The 18,321-nt window shown below is 40.0% G+C and carries 17 protein-coding genes; 8 read left to right on the forward strand and 9 right to left on the reverse strand.

Going from position 1 to position 18,321, the window contains the following annotated elements:
• Positions 1 to 68: 68 nt before the first annotated feature.
• The 3 genes from IPZ59_RS03970 to rfbC form a co-directional block, all read right to left on the reverse strand.
• On the reverse strand, positions 69 to 1,028 hold the full coding sequence (locus IPZ59_RS03970) for an NAD-dependent epimerase/dehydratase family protein (RefSeq protein ID WP_236138586.1): 960 nt from the start codon (positions 1,026 to 1,028) through the stop codon (positions 69 to 71).
• Between the two features lie 102 nt (positions 1,029 to 1,130).
• Positions 1,131 to 1,880, reverse strand: coding sequence for a tyrosine-protein phosphatase (locus IPZ59_RS03975; protein ID WP_236138587.1), 750 nt, complete (start codon positions 1,878 to 1,880; stop codon positions 1,131 to 1,133).
• A complete protein-coding gene (rfbC, locus tag IPZ59_RS03980; RefSeq protein ID WP_236138588.1) occupies positions 1,880 to 2,431 on the reverse strand; it encodes a dTDP-4-dehydrorhamnose 3,5-epimerase in 552 nt (183 codons plus the stop codon). Before rfbC ends, IPZ59_RS03975 begins: the two co-directional genes overlap by 1 nt.
• A 110-nt stretch (positions 2,432 to 2,541) precedes the next feature.
• On the opposite strand from rfbC, the gene hflX reads away from it, so the two are divergent.
• On the forward strand, positions 2,542 to 3,813 hold the full coding sequence (gene hflX, locus IPZ59_RS03985; RefSeq protein WP_236138589.1) for a GTPase HflX: 1,272 nt from the start codon (positions 2,542 to 2,544) through the stop codon (positions 3,811 to 3,813).
• Here the strand turns inward: hflX and IPZ59_RS03990 are convergent.
• From IPZ59_RS03990 to IPZ59_RS04005, 4 genes are all read right to left on the reverse strand, one after another.
• Entirely contained in the window at positions 3,810 to 5,192 is a 1,383-nt protein-coding gene (locus IPZ59_RS03990; protein ID WP_236138590.1) for a methyltransferase RsmF C-terminal domain-like protein, read from the reverse strand. The genes hflX and IPZ59_RS03990 overlap by 4 nt on opposite strands.
• A gap of 51 nt (positions 5,193 to 5,243) precedes the next feature.
• The gene (locus tag IPZ59_RS03995; RefSeq protein WP_236138591.1) at positions 5,244 to 5,843 is read right to left on the reverse strand and encodes a hypothetical protein; all 600 of its coding nucleotides are present in this window, start codon (positions 5,841 to 5,843) and stop codon (positions 5,244 to 5,246) included.
• A gap of 69 nt (positions 5,844 to 5,912) precedes the next feature.
• The gene (locus IPZ59_RS04000; protein WP_236138592.1) at positions 5,913 to 7,433 is read right to left on the reverse strand and encodes a P-loop NTPase family protein; all 1,521 of its coding nucleotides are present in this window, start codon (positions 7,431 to 7,433) and stop codon (positions 5,913 to 5,915) included.
• Complete coding sequence (locus IPZ59_RS04005; protein ID WP_236138593.1) at positions 7,433 to 8,536, reverse strand: vWA domain-containing protein; 1,104 nt, start codon at positions 8,534 to 8,536, stop codon at positions 7,433 to 7,435. The genes IPZ59_RS04000 and IPZ59_RS04005 overlap by 1 nt, the downstream gene beginning before the upstream one ends.
• 155 nt (positions 8,537 to 8,691) lie before the next feature.
• Between IPZ59_RS04005 and IPZ59_RS04010 the strand changes: the two genes are divergently transcribed.
• The 4 genes from IPZ59_RS04010 (at position 8,692) to IPZ59_RS04025 (ending at position 11,187) form a co-directional block, all read left to right on the forward strand.
• On the forward strand, positions 8,692 to 8,904 hold the full coding sequence (locus IPZ59_RS04010; RefSeq protein ID WP_236138594.1) for a hypothetical protein: 213 nt from the start codon (positions 8,692 to 8,694) through the stop codon (positions 8,902 to 8,904).
• Between the two features lie 214 nt (positions 8,905 to 9,118).
• The gene (locus IPZ59_RS04015; RefSeq protein WP_236138595.1) at positions 9,119 to 9,385 is read left to right on the forward strand and encodes an acylphosphatase; all 267 of its coding nucleotides are present in this window, start codon (positions 9,119 to 9,121) and stop codon (positions 9,383 to 9,385) included.
• A 91-nt stretch (positions 9,386 to 9,476) separates the two neighbouring features.
• Positions 9,477 to 10,550, forward strand: coding sequence for a peptide chain release factor 1 (gene prfA, locus IPZ59_RS04020; RefSeq protein WP_236138596.1), 1,074 nt, complete (start codon positions 9,477 to 9,479; stop codon positions 10,548 to 10,550).
• A 97-nt stretch (positions 10,551 to 10,647) separates the two neighbouring features.
• The gene (locus IPZ59_RS04025; RefSeq protein WP_236138597.1) at positions 10,648 to 11,187 is read left to right on the forward strand and encodes a GNAT family N-acetyltransferase; all 540 of its coding nucleotides are present in this window, start codon (positions 10,648 to 10,650) and stop codon (positions 11,185 to 11,187) included.
• Positions 11,188 to 11,242: 55 nt separating this feature from the next.
• Here the strand turns inward: IPZ59_RS04025 and IPZ59_RS04030 are convergent, their stop codons facing one another.
• Both IPZ59_RS04030 and IPZ59_RS04035 read right to left on the reverse strand, forming a co-directional pair.
• Entirely contained in the window at positions 11,243 to 12,493 is a 1,251-nt protein-coding gene (locus tag IPZ59_RS04030) for a cystathionine gamma-synthase family protein (protein ID WP_236138598.1), read from the reverse strand.
• 202 nt (positions 12,494 to 12,695) lie between these two features.
• Entirely contained in the window at positions 12,696 to 15,512 is a 2,817-nt protein-coding gene (locus tag IPZ59_RS04035; protein WP_236138599.1) for a YCF48-related protein, read from the reverse strand.
• Between the two features lie 188 nt (positions 15,513 to 15,700).
• On the opposite strand from IPZ59_RS04035, the gene IPZ59_RS04040 reads away from it, so the two are divergent.
• The 3 genes from IPZ59_RS04040 (at position 15,701) to IPZ59_RS04050 (ending at position 18,304) form a co-directional block, all read left to right on the forward strand.
• On the forward strand, positions 15,701 to 16,333 hold the full coding sequence (locus IPZ59_RS04040) for a c-type heme family protein (protein ID WP_236138600.1): 633 nt from the start codon (positions 15,701 to 15,703) through the stop codon (positions 16,331 to 16,333).
• Between the two features lie 21 nt (positions 16,334 to 16,354).
• Positions 16,355 to 17,389 carry a WD40/YVTN/BNR-like repeat-containing protein gene (locus IPZ59_RS04045; protein ID WP_236138601.1) on the forward strand — a complete coding sequence of 345 codons (1,035 nt, stop codon included), beginning with the start codon at positions 16,355 to 16,357 and terminating at the stop codon, positions 17,387 to 17,389.
• A gap of 174 nt (positions 17,390 to 17,563) precedes the next feature.
• Positions 17,564 to 18,304 (forward strand): 1-(5-phosphoribosyl)-5-[(5-phosphoribosylamino)methylideneamino]imidazole-4-carboxamide isomerase, encoded by a 741-nt coding sequence (locus IPZ59_RS04050; RefSeq protein ID WP_236138602.1) that lies wholly within the window; start codon positions 17,564 to 17,566, stop codon positions 18,302 to 18,304.
• Positions 18,305 to 18,321 lie beyond the last annotated feature (17 nt).

Raw genomic sequence — 18,321 nt, forward strand, 5'->3', positions numbered from 1 at the left:
TATTTTTTTCACTTTTGCGAAAATTACAAGGAATTGTAAAATTGCATTGGGTAAACAACTATTCAATTTTAATCGTTCGAACGTGCCCACTGAAAGCTTTGCTCTAGCGGAGTAAAATCAAAAGGAATCACCGATGTAACCTTAGAATTGTCCATGGTAACTTGAAGTTGCGCCATCATTGCAGTCTGCTTGTTCAAGGGAGAATTAGAGAAGCCCAACATTTTACCTATTCCTTGTGCAAACAATGCAACTTTTAGCATCCATGAATCCACGGGCTTGGATGGGGCTTGCTTGCCAAATACAGTTGCCATGCTTGCAAAAAAGTCTTTGTAGGAAATGCTATTTGCATTCAAAATGAACGACTCATTCCAGCTATCTTTTGTATAAAGTCTATACATCAACTCTACTACATCTCTAACGTCTATGTAATTGATGGTTCCCCGAGGAAAATATTTACGCTCTTGCAACACATAATCATAGACCTGTGCGCTGGATCGATTATCTGCTATTTTTGTCAAGATCACAGAAGGATGAACCACCAATGCTTGTAACCCTTCTTGTACAGCTCTCCAAACTTCCAGATCACCTAAGTACTTAGAAATCGCATAGGGCGTGTTCCAAGGAGAATTAACCCATTTTTGGGACTCATTGATGAGGTTTTGTTCAGGTGATTTTCCAAGCGCAGCAACCGAACTGACATGGATCAACTTTTTAACTCCTTTTTCCAACATGGCATTTACCAAGTTGCCCGTTCCTTCCCAGTTGATTTTATTCAACTGATATTGATCTTTTTCGTCAAATGAAATCAATCCAGCAGCATGGATAACCAAATCAATTCCTTCCAAGGCGTCCTCCACACTGATGGGATCCACTAAGTCTCCTTCATGCCACACTACAGGAAAATCCTTAGGCAATAAGGCAGTGGATGAATCAGGTCTTTTTAAGCCATGAATTTCCCCAAGCTTCGAGAATTTTTGCGCCAATCTACTTCCAAGAACACCAGTGATTCCTGTAATCAGGATTTTCATGAGCTTATATTAAAGTTTAATAGTATTATGGAATTGAGCGTGGGACATACCTAACATGTATATGCGATAAATAAATACTTATCTGCTTAAGAAAGCTCGATTTCATAGAGACTTGTTAAGCGCATCTATTGTTGGAAGCTTCTCATAATACTTTGATTTGGGCAGGGTCTCCAACATATCCAAATAACGATGATTATGGCAATCAGTTCCGAAGAATTTTACTTTTTTCTCATCGATCAACATTTCTGCAAAATTCTTTATCGGCTTGGAATAAAACCCTGTAAGAGACAAAAGGTTAAGTTGAAAATAAACGTCTCTGTCCAGCAATTCTCCAAAAAATTTCTTGTCTTGTATTAAGTATTGATAGCGTTCGGGATGTGCAAATACTGGCTTGTAACCCTGCATTTCCATAGCAAAAAATATTTCGAAAAGCATTTGGGGCTTATTGATAAATCCAGTTTCTACCAGTACATAATTATTGGCCAACGTAAGCAATTTTTCACCTTTCTGTACTTTATCTAAGAAAATCTCATCTAGGTAGTACTCTGCAGCCGCTTCAATTTCGATGTCTATATTTTCTTTTTTTAGCGCTTTTTTGACATCCTTTAAACCTAGCTGAATGATTTCAGGGGTGTTTTTATAAAACTCTGACATGACATGAGGCGTGGTAATAATCTTACGAAGACCCATTTCATGCAATCGGCGAATCATAGAGATGGAATCCTCCATGTTTTTTGCGCCGTCATCTATCCCTGGAATAAGATGTGAATGCACATCTACCTGCATCCAATCCAATCGCAAGGGTTCAACATGTACTTCTTTTGCTCTTGTAAAGAAATCCAATATTCCCATTATAGTCCACCTTCACTTAAATTCACAAACGCTTCTAATGTAGGCCAAAGCTTATCTTTTTCAGATAAGATCGGTTCTGACACCTTCCAATCTATCATTAACGCAGGATCGTTCCAAAGGATGCCTCCCTCACTTTCTTTGTTGTAATATTCCGTACATTTGTAAGAAAATACTGCATCCTCCAAGACAGAAAATCCATGAGCAAAACCTTCGGGGATATAAACCATGTTATGAAGAGTAGCATCCAACACCTGAGTAAAGGTTTTACCAAAAGTTGAGGAGTCTTTTCTTAAATCTACCGCTACATCCAACACCTTACCCGTAATGACTCGTACCAATTTTGCTTGCGCAAAAGGAGCTTTCTGAAAGTGCAGCCCTCGTACGGTGCCCGCTTTCGAGTAAGACTGATTTTCCTGCACCCACTTCCTATCAATCCCAGCCTCAACAAATGCCTTTTCTTTGAATGACTCAAGAAAATAACCGCGGTTATCTTCGAATACCTGAGGATAAATCTCAAATAATCCGCCTATGGGAGTTTGAATAATTTTCATGCAACTTTCTTTTCTTGGACTCAAATATAACAGCTTTTCGGCTGAGGATGATAAATTTGTAACATATAACTTGCGGAACTAATCCGCATTTTAAATCCTTATATGCACCTATGAGCAAATATTCAAGAAAAATTCAAAAACTGTACGATACTGCACCCAAACAAGAAACTGCTGTATTGGTGGCTCTTATCAATCAGGGACAAACCGAACAACAAGTCAATGAATATTTGGAAGAGTTAGCTTTTTTAACAGAAACTCTGGGAGCAAAGACAGTTTATAGATTCACCCAACGCATGGAGCGGCCGGATGTAAAAACTTTTGTAGGAACAGGAAAACTGGAAGAAATCCAATCCTATGTAGAACATTTTGAGGTGAATATGGTCATCTTTGACGATGATCTCAGCCCTTCCCAAATGAGAAATCTGGAAAATGAACTGAAAGTAAAAGTATACGACAGATCACTTCTGATTTTGGATATTTTTCTCAATCGTGCTCAGACTGCTCAAGCCAAAACACAGGTCGAACTGGCTAGATTCCAATATATATTACCTCGATTGACTCGTATGTGGACACACTTGGAACGTCAGAGAGGTGGTACCGGAACTAGAGGGGGAGCTGGTGAAAAGGAAATTGAGACCGATAAACGAGATATCCGAAACAAAATCACCTTGCTAAAAGAAAAACTTCGGGAAATTGAAAAACAAGGTGAAACACAGCGAAAAGGCAGAAAAGGAATCGTACGCGTAGCACTCGTCGGCTATACCAACGTGGGTAAAAGCACGCTTATGAATCTAATGACCAAAGCAAACATATTGGCAGAAAATAAACTCTTTGCTACCGTAGACTCCACTGTTAGGAAGGTAGTTTTGGATAATATCCCTTTTCTCCTGTCAGATACAGTAGGTTTTATTAGAAAACTGCCTACCCACCTCATCGAATCCTTCAAGTCAACTCTGGAGGAAGTCAGAGAGGCAGATTTACTTGTTCATGTAGTGGATATTTCCCATCCAAATTTTGAAGAACACATTGCAGTCGTACAACAAACCTTGAACGAAATTGGAGCAGGAGATAAAAGTATGTTGCTTGTTTTTAACAAAATAGACCTCGTCCCTGCCATGCCTACAGAAGAAGAGCGCATGCACATGAGTGATATAGAACTAGAGCAGCAAAACTATCTGGAGTTCGATAAATTAGCAGATGCTTACACCAAAAAAATTGGCGTTCCTCCTGTTTTTATGGCAGCTCAGGAAGCGTTGCATCTAGACGAGTTTAGAATTGCACTCGTGAGAGAGGTAAAAAAGCAACACCTCAAGATTTATCCTCATTACCTACAAGATGAAACCATCGACTGGAGTGTTTTCACAGATACTTCCACAGATTAAAGGTTTTTAATCCTCCACTCTTTTGGATAGTAGTTATTGGTGCGGTTACCAAGATTTTTAAGTAATCCCAAGCTTAAACCTTGGTACTGCATCACAATCCAGCCTTCCGGAATTTCTCCTAACGTACTTTCTTCCTTTCGCAAAAAGTCTCTTGCGGAGGATAAATCCAGTTCCTTGAGTGGAAACCCTTCTTTTGGTAAGATACTTACTGCCCACTCATGACTAGGTATCCATTGATTTTTATTGATTTTCCCTAACTCAATCCCAAAATATTTGATACTGAGGTATTTGCTCAAATACTCGAAATAGAGCTGATGTTGCTTCCTCAGAAAAAAATAACTATCCTGTAAGGCGTAAAAGACAGATTGCTCTGGAAGTGAAATTAATGATCGGAGTTGCTGAGCATATGTACTTGAAACTTGCTTCAAGTGAGGGTGCTTAAAGTCTTTCATCCGTCGAATACTCCCGATATACGCATGATCAGGCCTTTTAAAAACAGTTACAAAAAATCCTTCTCCTGGTACTTTGTGAGGAAAAAAGCGGTAACCATAAAAGGTTTCCTCAGAACTTTCGATGCGAACTTCTTCAATACCCCACTGTGTTTCCAAGGGAATTCGCACTGGCTGGTAGGAGAATTCTTCCGTGATGAATTTTACGATCTCTTCATTTTCCTGCTCGTTGTATGTACATGTACTATACACGAGATAGCCTCCACCTTTCACTAATCCTGCTGCATGGTCCATAATTCGCTGCTGACGCAACGCACAAAGTGCAATATTGTCTTGGGACCATTCTCGCATAGATGCTGGATCTTTTCGAAACATCCCCTCACCTGAACATGGGGCATCAATCAAGACTAAATCAAAAATTCCTTCTAAGTCCTTGAAATGTTCGGGATCGTTATGCGTGACTAGGGTATTTCCAATACCCCATTTAATGATATTCTCTTTGAGAATGGATGCCCTGCTCTTGATTACTTCATTGGCTACGAGGAATCCTTCTTCGCCTAAATAACTGGAAAGTAAGGTTGATTTTCCTCCTGGAGCAGCAGATAAATCCAAAAATAAGCCATCATTTGGAACCCGTTGACTCCTCAAAATATGATCGATAAACATGGAAGAGGACTCCTGAACATAATATGCACCTGCGTGAAATAGCGGGTCTAAGGTGAAAGAAGGTCTATCTTCTAAAAAAAATCCTTGTTCTGCCCAAGCAACGTGACGGGCACTTAATGGCAAATTAGATAGTTTAAAAGGATTGAGACGAACTGATACAGCAGGTTCGAGCTGAAGTGCCTCATAGAAATCCTGAAACTCAGCTTCACCCAATGTGTCTTTCATTCGTTGGGAAAAATCAGCGGGAAGTTTAAAATCAGGCATAACTATATTTTTTGAAAACAAAATTAAAAATTTACCGGCAACCTACTGCCCTTATCTTTTGACTGGAATGGAAAAACCAACACCCACATGGTGCTGCATAAGTGAGAAATCAAAAGAAACCGTAGAAATACCATAACGCACATGTATGCCCTTAACATCCAATAGTAGCCCTGACTCTAAGGCAAAGAGGTTTTGATTCAAATCGGCATTTCTTGCCCATCCCATTTCTAATAAGGTCCCATCCAATCCAAATTTCTCCAACTCCCAAAACTCTCTTCTATGATGTAAACCTCCTCCCCAATAAAACCATATAGGGTTGAAAATTTTATAAGTAAATCCTACCATTGCTTCGACTACTCCCATTTTATGAAATCCTGTAGCATTGGCCGTAGGACCATCGCCAGAAACCTGCTGACCATTTCTAATCAAATAACCCTGAGGCTTGGTCAATATATCCAGATTTCCTCGCAAGGCCATATACGATCCTCCTCCTTTTTGTCTTAAATTTCCTAGGCTTAGACCAATAGGCATCGTTGGGTTGTAATTGTAGGAAAAAAAGAATCGATGAGACAATGGCTCATTTAAAGGCTCCTGCTGGGCATTCGATATAAATGGGAACAACAGAAAACAAATGACTAGAGTTGCTTTCATACACTTGCTGGGTGAGATATGCGAAGGTATAAAAATTAAATAAAAAACCTCCCTATTGGGAGGCTTTGGTTATTCATCATCTTCATCAAAATCATCCGTAGGATTTCCCATTTCGAACATGCTACTGAAGAGATCCTTAAACTGCAAACCTGTATCTAGCATCCGCTTGCTAAGTTGACTGTATTCAGCCAATCCATGAAGTAAAAACTCCATAAAAAACTCTTTTTCTTTTTCAGCCAAACGCGGAATAGATTTAGTCACCAAATCCTCCAAACCTGGAACTTGGTGAAGCTCTACTTTATAGGTTTTATCTGACTGAGAAGTCAATAAGTCCAACGTATTTCCCTCACCAAACCATGCCAATGGAATCACATAAGGGTTTCCTTCCTTATCTTTTTTCTTCTGCTCAGGAGAAGGAAAGTAATCCACAAACACTGTACGGATTGCTTTTCCTATGAGATTGTAAGCCACTAAGCCAGCACCCTCTTGCTCTCCTTCATAGACCAGCTCTACTTTTCCAGTAATGGCAGGAATCACACCCATCAAATCTGCTATCCTTGCGACAGTTTCTTGTTCATCATTCAAATACAGCCTTCGCTCTGCTGCCGACACTAGGTTTTCCAGTGCCGAGATGGTCAGTCGAGCTGAAACCCCACTTTTCTCATCCACAAACTCACTATTTCTTGCCTCTACAGCAATCTGCTCAATCAAATCTTTTAATAACTCGGGAACATGAATACGATCCATAGGTTTCCCTTTCAGATTGGCTTCTTGAGCAGTGATTTTTTTCCCTATTTCAATAGACTTAGGGTAATGGGTGATGATTTGACTTTCGATTCGATCTTTCAGAGGAGTCACAATAGACCCTCTATTGGTGTAGTCTTCTGGGTTTGCAGTAAATACAAATTGTATATCGAGTGGCAATCGCAATTTGAAACCTCGTATTTGAATATCTCCTTCTTGAAGGATATTAAATAGTGCTACCTGAATTCGGGCTTGCAAATCCGGCAATTCATTGATGACAAATATGGATCGGTGTGACCTTGGAACCAAGCCATAATGAATCACCCGCTCATCATTGTACGATAACTTCATGGTAGCCGCCTTGATTGGATCCACATCCCCTATCAAATCAGCCACTGATACATCAGGAGTGGCTAATTTTTCGGTATATCGATCCGATCGGTGCCACCAAGAAATTGGTGTATGATCCCCTCTCTGGGTAATGAGGTCTTTAGCGAAAGAAGATAGTGGCATCAAGGGATCGTCATTTAGCTCAGAACCTTCAATGACAGGGACATATTCATCCAATAAAAGAGTCATCATACGAGCTATTCTGGTTTTTGCCTGCCCGCGTAATCCTAATAAGTTGATATTGTGCTTGGATAAAATAGCACGTTCAATATCAGGAATTACTGTGTCTTCGTACCCCCAAATACCTTCAAAAACATTTTGCTTGGCTTTGATTTTTTGGATCAAATTTTTCCTCAGTTCTTCTTTGATAGAAATCGGCTGATAACCAGAAGCCTTTAATTCTCCCAGTGTTTTTATTTTTAATAAATCTTTTGGAGCAATTGCGTGGTAGTCCATTATTTAAATCTTTTGGTTCTGTTTCTTCTATAATCTTCAAAAATCAAATCTCCTAGCCCTTTCAAGCTACTGTAGTATGCATTACCATTATTAACCTTGGTAAATTCTTTTACAAACTCTTTGAGGTAGGGGTCAGAGGCAATCATGAAAGTAGTTACAGGAATTTTTAGTTTTCTGCATTGAGCAGCTAACTTCAAGGTCTCATTGAGAATTTTACTATCAATACCGAAACTGTTTTTATAATACTTGATGCCCACTTTCAAACAGGTGGGTTTTCCATCTGTAATCATAAAAATTTGTTTGTTAGGGTTTTTTCTGCGTCGCAACAAATCCATTGCGAGCTCTAGTCCTGCCACTGTATTGGTATGATAAGGTCCAACTTGAAGATATGGCAGGTCTTTGATTTCTATTTGCCAAGCATCATTTCCAAACACAATAATGTCTAAAGTATCTTTTGGATATTTGGTTTTTATCATCTCAGCAAGAGCCATTGCGACTTTTTTGGCTGGAGTAATTCGATCCTCTCCATACAGAATCATTGAGTGACTGATGTCAATCATCAATACAGTAGATGTCTGCGTCTTATGTTCTTGTTCTATGACTTCTAAGTCATCCTCTGTGAGGAGAAAATCACTAGCAAAGCCGTGATTAATCTGAGCGTTTCGGATGGAATCTGTCAAGGCAATATGATCTAAGTTATCTCCAAATGCATATGGTCTTCTATCTGTACCTTGTTCTTCTCCCAAACCACTGTGAGTGGTCTTGTGACGGCCTGACTTGCCTTTCTTTAATTTACCAAAAATCTCCTCTAAAGCACTTTTCCGAATGGTTTGCTCTGCTTTTGCGGTAATCTGAAAACTACCTTCTTGATTTTCCTCCGTTAAGTAACCTTTGGATTTAAGATCATCTATAAAATCCCCTATTCCATAGGAGGGATTGGTCATTTGATAGCGTTGATCCAAATTGGTCAACCAACTCAATGCTTCAGCTACATCTCCTCCCGTCATGGTGACTAATTGAAGGAAGATATTGAGCAAATTTTCGAAAGTACTCTTGTCAGGGTCTTGCGGTGGTATATACTGTGAGAATCTAAAACCTTTCATAATAAGTGTCTAACAAAATGTACCCAAGAGTAGTTTAAGCTAAACAATAAAAAAAGCTACTATGCATTCGAGTCTGATAGAAATCAGATCACTGCAAAAAAAATTTAATCCGTCTGCCAGATCGCATGTGAGCAATAATCAACAATTGTAATCCTATGAAAAATTATCTCTTCCCCGTCTATTTGGTTACAGCATTTCTAATTGTGTATGTAACAGCTATTCAGGCCAGCCTCAGTACCGCCTTGATTTTGTTTATGTTTTCAATTTCACCCATTCCAATTCTGTGGATGGTTTACCGTGTATTGACAGCCGATGTAGAAGTAACTTCTACTTTTGAAGAAAAATGGTACGAAGATTACACCGATTAATTTCAATAAAAACATCATAGTATTCAACATTTTTTAATTTAATTTTTATTTCAAAAGTCTGAAAACATACGGTATACCTTCAAAAAGAAACATCGCCTTTTTAAAAATTTAATTTTTCCGCTCTTAATTTGTATTAACCGAATACATATTTTGGTAGGATTTATTTATCAATGCAAAATACATTTGTGGTATCAAAACCAACTATACCAACTAGATGATCAATCGAAGAATACAAGTTTATGGGAAGGTACAAGGGGTTTTCTTTCGGAAATCTACCTATGAAAAGGCGCTCGATTTAAGGATCAAAGGTTGGGTCAAAAATGAAGCTGATGGTTCTGTTTCTGTAGAAATAGAAGGAGAGCTGCATGGAATTTTAGCTATGTCAAGCTGGTTGAAATCGGGCCCACCACTTTCAAAAGTCACCAACATTAAGATCGAAGAACAAGAAGAGCAAGGATACGAAGATTTCAAAATTTTGTAATCCCCAAATTATTCCTCAAGAGTTAAGGTTGCTAAATTTTTTACTCCCTTGGGTTTTGCTAATTTTACGCCCTCAAAAAATCATTAAAACTATGCTTGATAAACTACAAGCGCTGAAGGATAGATTTATCGAAGTCGGTCAACTCATTGTACAACCTGAGTCCATGTCCGATATGAGTAAATATACCAAACTGACCAAGGAATATAAAGATCTTGAAAAAATTGTCGCTTTATACGATGAGTACAAACTCGTATTAGATAATTTGACAAGTACCAAGGAAATTCTTGAAAAAGAAAAGGATCCTGAGTTTAGGGAAATGGCAAAAATGGAGTTGGATGAATTACGGGCCAAAGAACAAGAACTCGAGGCAATGATCAAGCAGCAGCTGATCCCTAAAGACCCAAATGATTCCAAAGATTGTATTTTGGAAGTTCGCGCAGGTACAGGAGGGGATGAAGCAGCGATTTTTGCTGGCGACCTTTTTCGAATGTATCAACGCTTTTGCGAAAAACAGCAGTGGAAACTCACCGTTCTTGACTTGACCTTTGGTTCTTCCGGAGGATACAAAGAAATCATCAGTACCATTACAGGAGCAGATGTCTATGGAATGATGAAATACGAATCCGGTGTACACAGAGTACAACGCGTTCCTGCGACGGAAACCCAAGGAAGGGTGCATACCTCAGCTGCCACCGTGGCGGTGCTTCCTGAGATGGACGAAGTAGAAGTAGACGTCAACATGAATGACATCCGAAAGGATACTTTCTGTTCCTCAGGTCCAGGTGGTCAGTCAGTCAACACTACCTATTCGGCTGTGCGATTGACGCATAATCCTACAGGTTTAATAGTGACCTGTCAAGATGAAAAATCACAGATAAAAAACTTTGAAAAAGCCTTGAAGGTATTGCGTTCCCGCTTGTATGAAATCGAATTGGCCAAGCATAACGAAGCTGTAGGCGCGCAACGGAGATCTATGGTTGGGAGTGGAGACCGATCCGATAAGATCAGAACATATAATTACCCACAAAGCCGTGTAACAGACCACCGAATCAATAAGACGGTATATAACCTTCCTGATGTCATGGATGGAGATATAGCGGATTTTATTCAGGCACTTCGATTAGCGGAAAACTTGGACAAAATGAATGAAACTGGTTTGGAGTAAGTTTTTTTTGAAAAATAAACTTATATTTAAACTTAACGAGCCAAAAAAGAATAATCGTTTGCTAAGGCCGTTATAACAGTTAAATCCCAAAGTATTCATGAAAATCCAAGGAAAAGGAAAGGTTAGTTTGGTGCGATGGCATGATGGGCATTTCCACGCACTTTACCCCATAGCCAACAACCCAAAAATCGCCGCTAATCTCAAAGATATCTTCCCTTCTCCTTATACCATACACGATGCTCGGCATTGGATTGAGCATAACATCAAGTTTACCCCTCCACAAAATTTCGCTATCGAGTATGATGGGCAACTAGTGGGTTCTATTGGCGGTGAAATCGGTAAAAATGAGCTGAGAACCAATATGGAGATTGGGTTTTGGGTAGCAGAACCTTTTTGGGGAAAAGGCATCGCTCAAGAAGCCTTGCAATTATTCACAGAGTATCTGTTGGAGAATTTTCCTAACATCAGGCGCTTTTACGCACAGGTATTTGATTTCAACATTCCTGCTATGAAAGTATTGGAGAACTCCGGCTATGAAGCTGAGGCTATCCTGCGTCATGGATACATTAAAAAAGGCGTGGTAGGAGATCTTTTTCTATTCGTCATCATCCGGGAAGAGGTAGAAAAGTTTGATTGATATCTTTTAAAAACTTTAAGGGCTCTTTGGTAAGTTGCAAAGAGCCCTTATTTTTTTATACTTGATCTAATGCCTGAGAGATATCCCAAATAATATCATCAAAGTGCTCTACTCCAATGGAAAGCCGGACAAGCTTCTCGGAAATATGTATTTCTTCCCGATCTTTTGGAGACACGTCGCTATGTGTCATGGTAGCAGGATGCTCCGCCAAGGATTCTGTACTGCCCAAGGAAACCGCTAGCTTCATCAATTTCAGGCTGTTTAAAAACTTAAATGCTTCTGCTTCTCCACCCACAATATCAAATGAAAGCATAGCCCCAGCACAAGAAAGTTGCTTTTGATAAATTTCGTACTGCCGAGTTCCCTCAGGAATAAAGCCTAGGTAGTACACCTTTTCTACCTTTGGATGACTCTGCAAAAAATTGGCAACTTGTACAGCGTTCTCAGCCTGCTTATTCATACGGACTTTCAAAGTCTCCAAGCTTCGCATCAACAACCAACCTGTCCAAGGTCCTGCCATGTTGCCTAAAAAGGTTCGAAGGGTTCGCACCCGCTTCATGTATTTGGAACCTCCCAATACAGCCCCTGCAATCAAATCAGAATGACCTCCGATATACTTGGTTGCGGAATACACCACCAAATCCACTCCATGCTTCAAAGGGTGTTGCCATAAAGGCCCCATGTACGTATTGTCTACCACTACTACCACATCCTTCTCAGCGGTAGTCAGTGTATCCGCAACGAATTTACAAGCTTCTAAATCAAAGAGCGTATTGGTGGGGTTGGCTGGTGTTTCTACATACACCATTTTTACTTTAGACCCCAAATTCAAGGTTTCTACCATATCTAGGATCTCAGCAGCATCCTGATCAGCGGTGAAGCCCATGCCTACAATCCCATATTCTGGCAAAACCTTATTGATAAAATGATCGGTTCCTCCATAGACTGGCTTGCTGTACAAAAGTACGTCTCCTGGTCTCAAAAACTCCAACATGACTGTAGAAATCGCAGACATGCCACTTTCAAACACTGCACATTCATCTGCTTCATCCCATAGACAGAGGCGCTCTTCCAAAATCTGTAAATCAGGATTGTTTAACCTAGAATAGATAAGACCTAACTCTTCATTGGGTCCTTTTTCCCGTTGCCCATAGGCTACTTGAAAAAACGCTTTTCCCTCTTCTGCTGATTTAAAAACAAAGGTGGATGTTTGGAAAATAGGGCATTTGACCGCTCCTTCGGATAACTCAGGCTTGTATCCATAAGACATCATCAGACTCTCCGGATGAAAACTTCTATCGTACATAATATTTGGGTTTACCATGCAAATGACACAAAAAGTCTGAAACAAAACAAGAAAGCTCAAAAAATAATATTCTGTTTATTGTTTAATTATTAAGCATAAGTTTTGCAAATTCAAAATTTTATTTTGTTTATTCTGGGTTTTGATTTCAAAAATAGTTGAGAACTCACAAAAATTATCTTTCAAATCAGAAATGTTTTGAAATTCATTGCTTAACTACCAACTTCCTTGTATAAGTCTGCTCGCGTGTTTGGATCAAGATCGTATATAAACCAGTCGGAAGCTGTTCTACTCTCAACATTGATACATCTTCACGAGGGACAATCTCTCGACTAATTTGTCCTAGGGCATTTACAAAAGTAATTTTGCGGACATCTTGCAGGCCATTAAAATCTATATTGACCAACCCTGGTGAGGGATTCGGATATACTTTGGGTGTGCCCGAATTTATTTCTGGTGAAATACTGGTAATCAAATTCACTAACACAGGAAAGCTACGCTCAGGTCCCATTTCACATTCATTCATAGGAGTAACAATTACCTCAAAATTACCCTCACGCTCCCAACGAACAGTGGCCCTATTAGTACCTTGACCCGCTACCACTCTGCCCCCTCCACTAGTAACCCTCCATTGAAAGTTAACATTGGCAACCTGTTGGACCTCGTACACTTCTTCCGTAAAGGCAGTAATATCTGGCCCTGAAATCACCGAAGGTTGTGCTGGTGGTTGCTGTACCCTGATGGACTTGGTAAATGTCTGACCTCTCCCACAAGGATTTTCAGGTGTCACTGTCAGCGTTTGTTGATTGAGGCTATTCCACTCTACAATGACACGATTAGTCCCTTGTCCCTCACGGATAAGCCCCCCAGTAACAGTCCATATATAGGTGCTCCCTGGAAAATCTTCCAATTCATAAGCAGTTGTTGTATTCAAACAAACGGCTCCGTCACCCATGATGTCAGGAATAGTCTGAGGTGTAGTGGACACAACTACCTCTAGTCCTCGAGTTGCACCATTACCACATTCATTTTTGGAACGAACCAACACAGCATTTCTGCCAGGTACATCCCAGCGCACAACAATTCTGTTGGTACCCTGACCTTCCATGATGGTCCCACCATCTATTCTCCAATCAAACTCTTCATCAATGCCAGCTGTTTCTTGAATGCTGTATACCTGTTGGCTGAGACAAATTCGGTCCTCTCCAAAAATCACTGTGGGGGTGGCAGGAACTTGACAAGCATAATCAAAAAACGTCCCTTTTTCCCCAACAGCATATCCCTTACTCAAGGAACCAAAACTAATTCCTGTAAAATTCTGAAATGTTCCAGTTTCCATACGGTCCCAAGTTTCTCCAGAATCTCGCGTACGCAAAATCAACCCCCTCTCACCTGATATAAATCCTACCTGCTCATCTAGGAAATCTATTCCGGTCAAATTTTGAGTGAAAGGCACATTAATTTTTCTCCAGGTTTTGCCTTCATCGATGGTTTTTAAAATAGTACCGCGATTACCTACCACAATTCCTGTGGTATCATCCATAACTTTAATTGCAGTGAGATCCTCTGAAGTCGGAACAGAAATTCGTTCCCAATCACTCAATTCCTCAGATCTTCCAATGTAACCTCCTTTTCCAATGACTATCCCAACCAAAAATCCAAATCCTCCATAATCTACCAAGTCTACCGTGGTATTTGATTCCGATAACTTTTGCCAGGACACACCACTATCGACCGTACGGACAATAAATCCGCCGTCACCTACAGCATACCCTATAGTATTTGCATAAAAAAACAGCCCATTGATACTTCTATTTGAGCCTAAATTTAATGAACTCCAATTGCTTCCTGAGTTTGAGGTTCTTAGCACAGTCCCAGCATCTCCGGAGATGTAACCAAAATTATTGCTTGGAAAATCAATATCTTTGAAGGTAATAGAAAGTGGTCTTGAGCGATCTACCAAGGTATTTCCACCATTTGAGGTAACAAAAAACCTTCCGCTTTTGCCAATGATGTAGCCCAAATTATCCGTCCGGAATTTGACACCAGTATAATCTACATCTCGGCCTGAAAGCCGGAGTGTCCAACTGTTACCAGCATTAATGGATGAAATGACAAACCCATTGGTCCCAACACCAAAAACAGTATTGGTATTGCCTCTAAACTTAACATCCACATAATCCTCAGCATTATTTACATTGATACCATCAAGCGTGAGTCCTCCATTAATGGTGCGGATGATGGTAGCATTCCGTCCTAAAAAAACCCCAGAACTAGTATTGAGTCTAGAAAAACTGACAGTTAATAAGTCCCGCTCTGTACCTGAATTAAGCCGGGTCCATTGCAATCCTGCATTTTCTGTTTTAAGCACCAAACCTCGATTTCCTACTGCATAACCAACCATCCCACTGATAAAATGTATTCCGTTGATTGCACTGGTCTGATCGGTGGATAGTAAAGACCAGTTGTTTCCTCCGTTGAAAGTCCTAGCAATTTGACCATTGGAAGCTGCTATGTAACCAGTATCTTGATTGTGAAAATATAGATGATTGAGATTGACGCTGAGTCCAATATTTTGTCGCACCCAGGTAAGTCCACTATTGGTAGAGCGGTAGACATCGCCATTATCTCCCACTGCATACACTCTGTTTTGACTAAGAAAAGACACACTCTTCAAGCGGGCGTTGGTGGCAATTTGTATCAGATTCCATTGTTGACCACCATTGGTAGTTCGGTAAATTTCTCCATTCTCACCCACAATCAAGCCTAAATTTTCATCAAAAAAATCAATGCCATTCATTTGGGTCTTGGTAGGCGGTTCCTGCTCTACCCAGCTGAGACCTCCATCGATTGTTTTTAAAATAATTTGCGGCCCAGCTATGTAACCTTGCTCATCCGAAACCCAAGAGATACCGGTAAAAGAATTTCCCCATCCCCCTATTCGTTTCCAAGATTGTTGTCCAAAGGCCAGAGAAGAGCCGAGGAATAAAATTGCGAGCACAAGAAGGAGCTTGTTTTTCATTGAAATGGATAAGCTTATCGTACAAATTTATCATTTCTCAACATAAAAAAAACATTATTTGGCAGTAATGGAGAAATCATTCCGTTTACAAAAGTCTCATTTCTTCACAAAATACTTTTTTGATTTTTCTAAATGGTTTTTCTACGTTATTTTTAAGAAAAAAAGAAATGAAAAATGTTGTCATATTGATGTATTTAATATCAATTCTGAGTGCCTGCGGAACCAATGAAAGAGTGAGTAGGGAGGTTTTTGAGGAAGTAAACAGAAGCATGGAAGCAAAAAAACTAAGCGAATCTCAAATAATTGAAGTCGGCATGAAATGGGGAGAAGAAATCAGTACAGAAGCCCAACAACAATTGATCAGCGCCCTTCAGAAAGCTATCCAAGAAAAGGGCGTAGCTGGAGCTGTAGATTTTTGTCATGTACAAGCCTTGCCGATTTTAAAGGAGGTAGATACCAAACATGGCGTTCAAATAAAGAGGGCTTCCGTCAATTATAGAAATCCATTAGACAAGCCAGATGATACAGAAGCAGTCATATTGGATGCTTATCAGTACAATGTAGAAGAAGGCATCATGTCTGAACCCAACATCCAAAAAGTGGAAGGGGGAGAAGTTTTTTTATATACAAAAGCCATCTTAATTCCCAACGCACTATGCCTAAATTGCCATGGAAGCCCTGGTACCGACATTGCTCCGGAAACTTGGAAAGTCCTCCAAGAAAAATATCCCAACGATCAAGCTATCAACCATAAAGTAGGTGATTTGAGGGGGATGTGGAGCATTCGTATCCCCAAAAAAGAAGTTGTGAAACGTATGTAACAAACCTTTGCACCCAAAAGCATGAAGAAAATATTCCTTCTTTTATTCCTAACCAGCATTTTTCTTTCCTGCAGTCAGGACCGTAAACATGTAATTGTTGAAAGGCCTATTGGCTGGCAACTTAAAGAGACCCCAACAGATGCCTCGCTCAGAGGTTTATCAGTTTTAACCAATAATATCATTTGGGCCAGTGGTTCCAAAGGGACTTGGTTGCGCTCCTTGGATGGAGGGGAGACTTGGGACTTTGGTATAGTTGCAGGCTTAGATTCTGTAGACTTTCGGGATATTATTGCCTTTGATGCCAGCACAGCCGTGGTCATGTCGTCTGGACAGCCAGCTGTAATCTACAAGACTGTAGATGGCGGTAAAACATGGGATTTAAAATATAAAGGACCAGAAAATGCATTTCTGGATGGAATCACATTTGTTGGAGATAAAGGCTATGCAATCGGGGATGAAGTGGATGGCAAGTGGATGGTCCTTCTCTCAAAGGATCAAGGAGAACATTGGAAATGGCTCGAAACGAGCCCTGCAGCCCCAGCAGGTGCAGGTTCCTTTGCAGCAAGCGGAAGCTCTATTTTAGCAGATCAAGATAACATTTGGTTTGTAGGTGCAGGGCTACACTCTGCGATCTATCACTCCAGCGATGGTGGAACTCAATGGACCAAAACTGCCTTGCCTTTTCCAGATTTGAAAGAATCAGCAGGGGTATTTTCAATATTTAAAGTGAGTGATAAAAAAATAGTGGGTGTAGGCGGGGATTTTCTGCAAGCAGACGCAAACGAGCATGCTTTTGTGTTTTCGGATGATGGAGGAAGTAATTGGTCTGTTCAAGATAGCCAAACCTTATCGGGATACCGCTCTGGAGTAGTTTACTATCCATTTCAGCATTGGTTAATTGCCGTAGGCCCTAATGGAACAGACTTTTCCAAAGATGTAGGACAAAATTGGGAAAAACTTTCAGACGAAGGTTTTCATGCCGTAAAGTTATGCAAGTCATTTAAAAACGTATGGGCCTCAGGATCAGGAGGAAAAATAGCTCGATTAGAATTTTAAAAAACTGAATTCCAAGAAATTTATCCTCCCCAATCAGATAAAAAAGAAAAGAATTTACCTGAGTATTGTAAAAAATATCCCTCTTATAGTATATTTAAGGTTCCTTGGGACAAATTTTTACTAACCATAAGTCTCAAGAAAGCGTAAAATTCTCTAAACTAGCACAGAAAGATCATGTTTGACTTAATTCCTTCCATATACCTAATCAACGGAAAATGTGTCCGTCTTAAAAGAGGTGATTTTGCCACAGAAAAAGTGATTTCAAATAATCCTTTAGAAATAGCACAAGCATTCGAAGACCATGGTATTCGATGGCTTCATCTGGTGGATTTGGATGGTGCAAGAAGAGGCGAACCAAAAAACTATCATATCTTAGAAGCAATCACAGGATACACAAACCTTAAAGTAGATTTTACGGGAGGTGTTTCTACCGATGGTGATGTTTTGAAAACATTTGAGTTTGGTGCAGCAGGCATCACGGCTGCAACTGTAGCTGCTTTGCACCCGGAAAGATTTTCACAATGGATTCTTTCCTACGGACGGGAGAAAATTAACTTAGCTGCAGATACCAACCCCCAAGACAATAGAATAAAGGTGCGGGGGTGGACGAAAAAAACAGAAATCGATCTATTTGATCATATTGAATACTTCTATGAAAGAGGACTCAAATACCTGAAATGTTCGGATGTAACTAGAGACGGAGTGATGGAAGGGCCCAACTTCGAGTTGTACAAAGAAATTATTAAAAGATTCCCAAATATACGCTTGGCAGCAAACGGAGGTGTGAGAAACATTGATGATTTCAAGCAATTGGTTGACATCGGAGTGACAGCCGTTGTTTTTGGTCGTGCATTTTATGAGGGATTTATCACATTAGAAGATTTGGATAAGTTTATGGCTGAATACGGTCAGTAAGTATTGAAAGCAAAAGG

It is taken from the genome of Mongoliitalea daihaiensis (assembly GCF_021596945.1).
In the GTDB taxonomy this organism is placed as follows: Bacteria; Bacteroidota; Bacteroidia; order Cytophagales; family Cyclobacteriaceae; genus Mongoliitalea; species Mongoliitalea daihaiensis.

Bases quoted from the DNA above. Each gene is read 5' to 3' on its own strand.
- IPZ59_RS03970 (WP_236138586.1), bottom strand. From the start codon at position 1,028: ATGAAAATCCTGATTACAGGAATCACTGGTGTTCTTGGAAGTAGATTG.
- IPZ59_RS04050 (WP_236138602.1), top strand. From the start codon at position 17,564: ATGTTTGACTTAATTCCTTCCATATACCTAATCAACGGAAAATGTGTC.
- IPZ59_RS04005 (WP_236138593.1), bottom strand. From the start codon at position 8,536: ATGAAAGGTTTTAGATTCTCACAGTATATACCACCGCAAGACCCTGAC.
- hflX (WP_236138589.1), top strand. From the start codon at position 2,542: ATGAGCAAATATTCAAGAAAAATTCAAAAACTGTACGATACTGCACCC.
- IPZ59_RS04015 (WP_236138595.1), top strand. From the start codon at position 9,119: ATGATCAATCGAAGAATACAAGTTTATGGGAAGGTACAAGGGGTTTTC.
- IPZ59_RS03975 (WP_236138587.1), bottom strand. From the start codon at position 1,880: ATGGGAATATTGGATTTCTTTACAAGAGCAAAAGAAGTACATGTTGAA.
- rfbC (WP_236138588.1), bottom strand. From the start codon at position 2,431: ATGAAAATTATTCAAACTCCCATAGGCGGATTATTTGAGATTTATCCT.
- IPZ59_RS04010 (WP_236138594.1), top strand. From the start codon at position 8,692: ATGAAAAATTATCTCTTCCCCGTCTATTTGGTTACAGCATTTCTAATT.
- IPZ59_RS04030 (WP_236138598.1), bottom strand. From the start codon at position 12,493: ATGTACGATAGAAGTTTTCATCCGGAGAGTCTGATGATGTCTTATGGA.
- IPZ59_RS04025 (WP_236138597.1), top strand. From the start codon at position 10,648: ATGAAAATCCAAGGAAAAGGAAAGGTTAGTTTGGTGCGATGGCATGAT.
- IPZ59_RS04045 (WP_236138601.1), top strand. From the start codon at position 16,355: ATGAAGAAAATATTCCTTCTTTTATTCCTAACCAGCATTTTTCTTTCC.
- IPZ59_RS03990 (WP_236138590.1), bottom strand. From the start codon at position 5,192: ATGCCTGATTTTAAACTTCCCGCTGATTTTTCCCAACGAATGAAAGAC.
- IPZ59_RS03995 (WP_236138591.1), bottom strand. From the start codon at position 5,843: ATGAAAGCAACTCTAGTCATTTGTTTTCTGTTGTTCCCATTTATATCG.
- prfA (WP_236138596.1), top strand. From the start codon at position 9,477: ATGCTTGATAAACTACAAGCGCTGAAGGATAGATTTATCGAAGTCGGT.
- IPZ59_RS04000 (WP_236138592.1), bottom strand. From the start codon at position 7,433: ATGGACTACCACGCAATTGCTCCAAAAGATTTATTAAAAATAAAAACA.
- IPZ59_RS04035 (WP_236138599.1), bottom strand. From the start codon at position 15,512: ATGAAAAACAAGCTCCTTCTTGTGCTCGCAATTTTATTCCTCGGCTCT.
- IPZ59_RS04040 (WP_236138600.1), top strand. From the start codon at position 15,701: ATGTATTTAATATCAATTCTGAGTGCCTGCGGAACCAATGAAAGAGTG.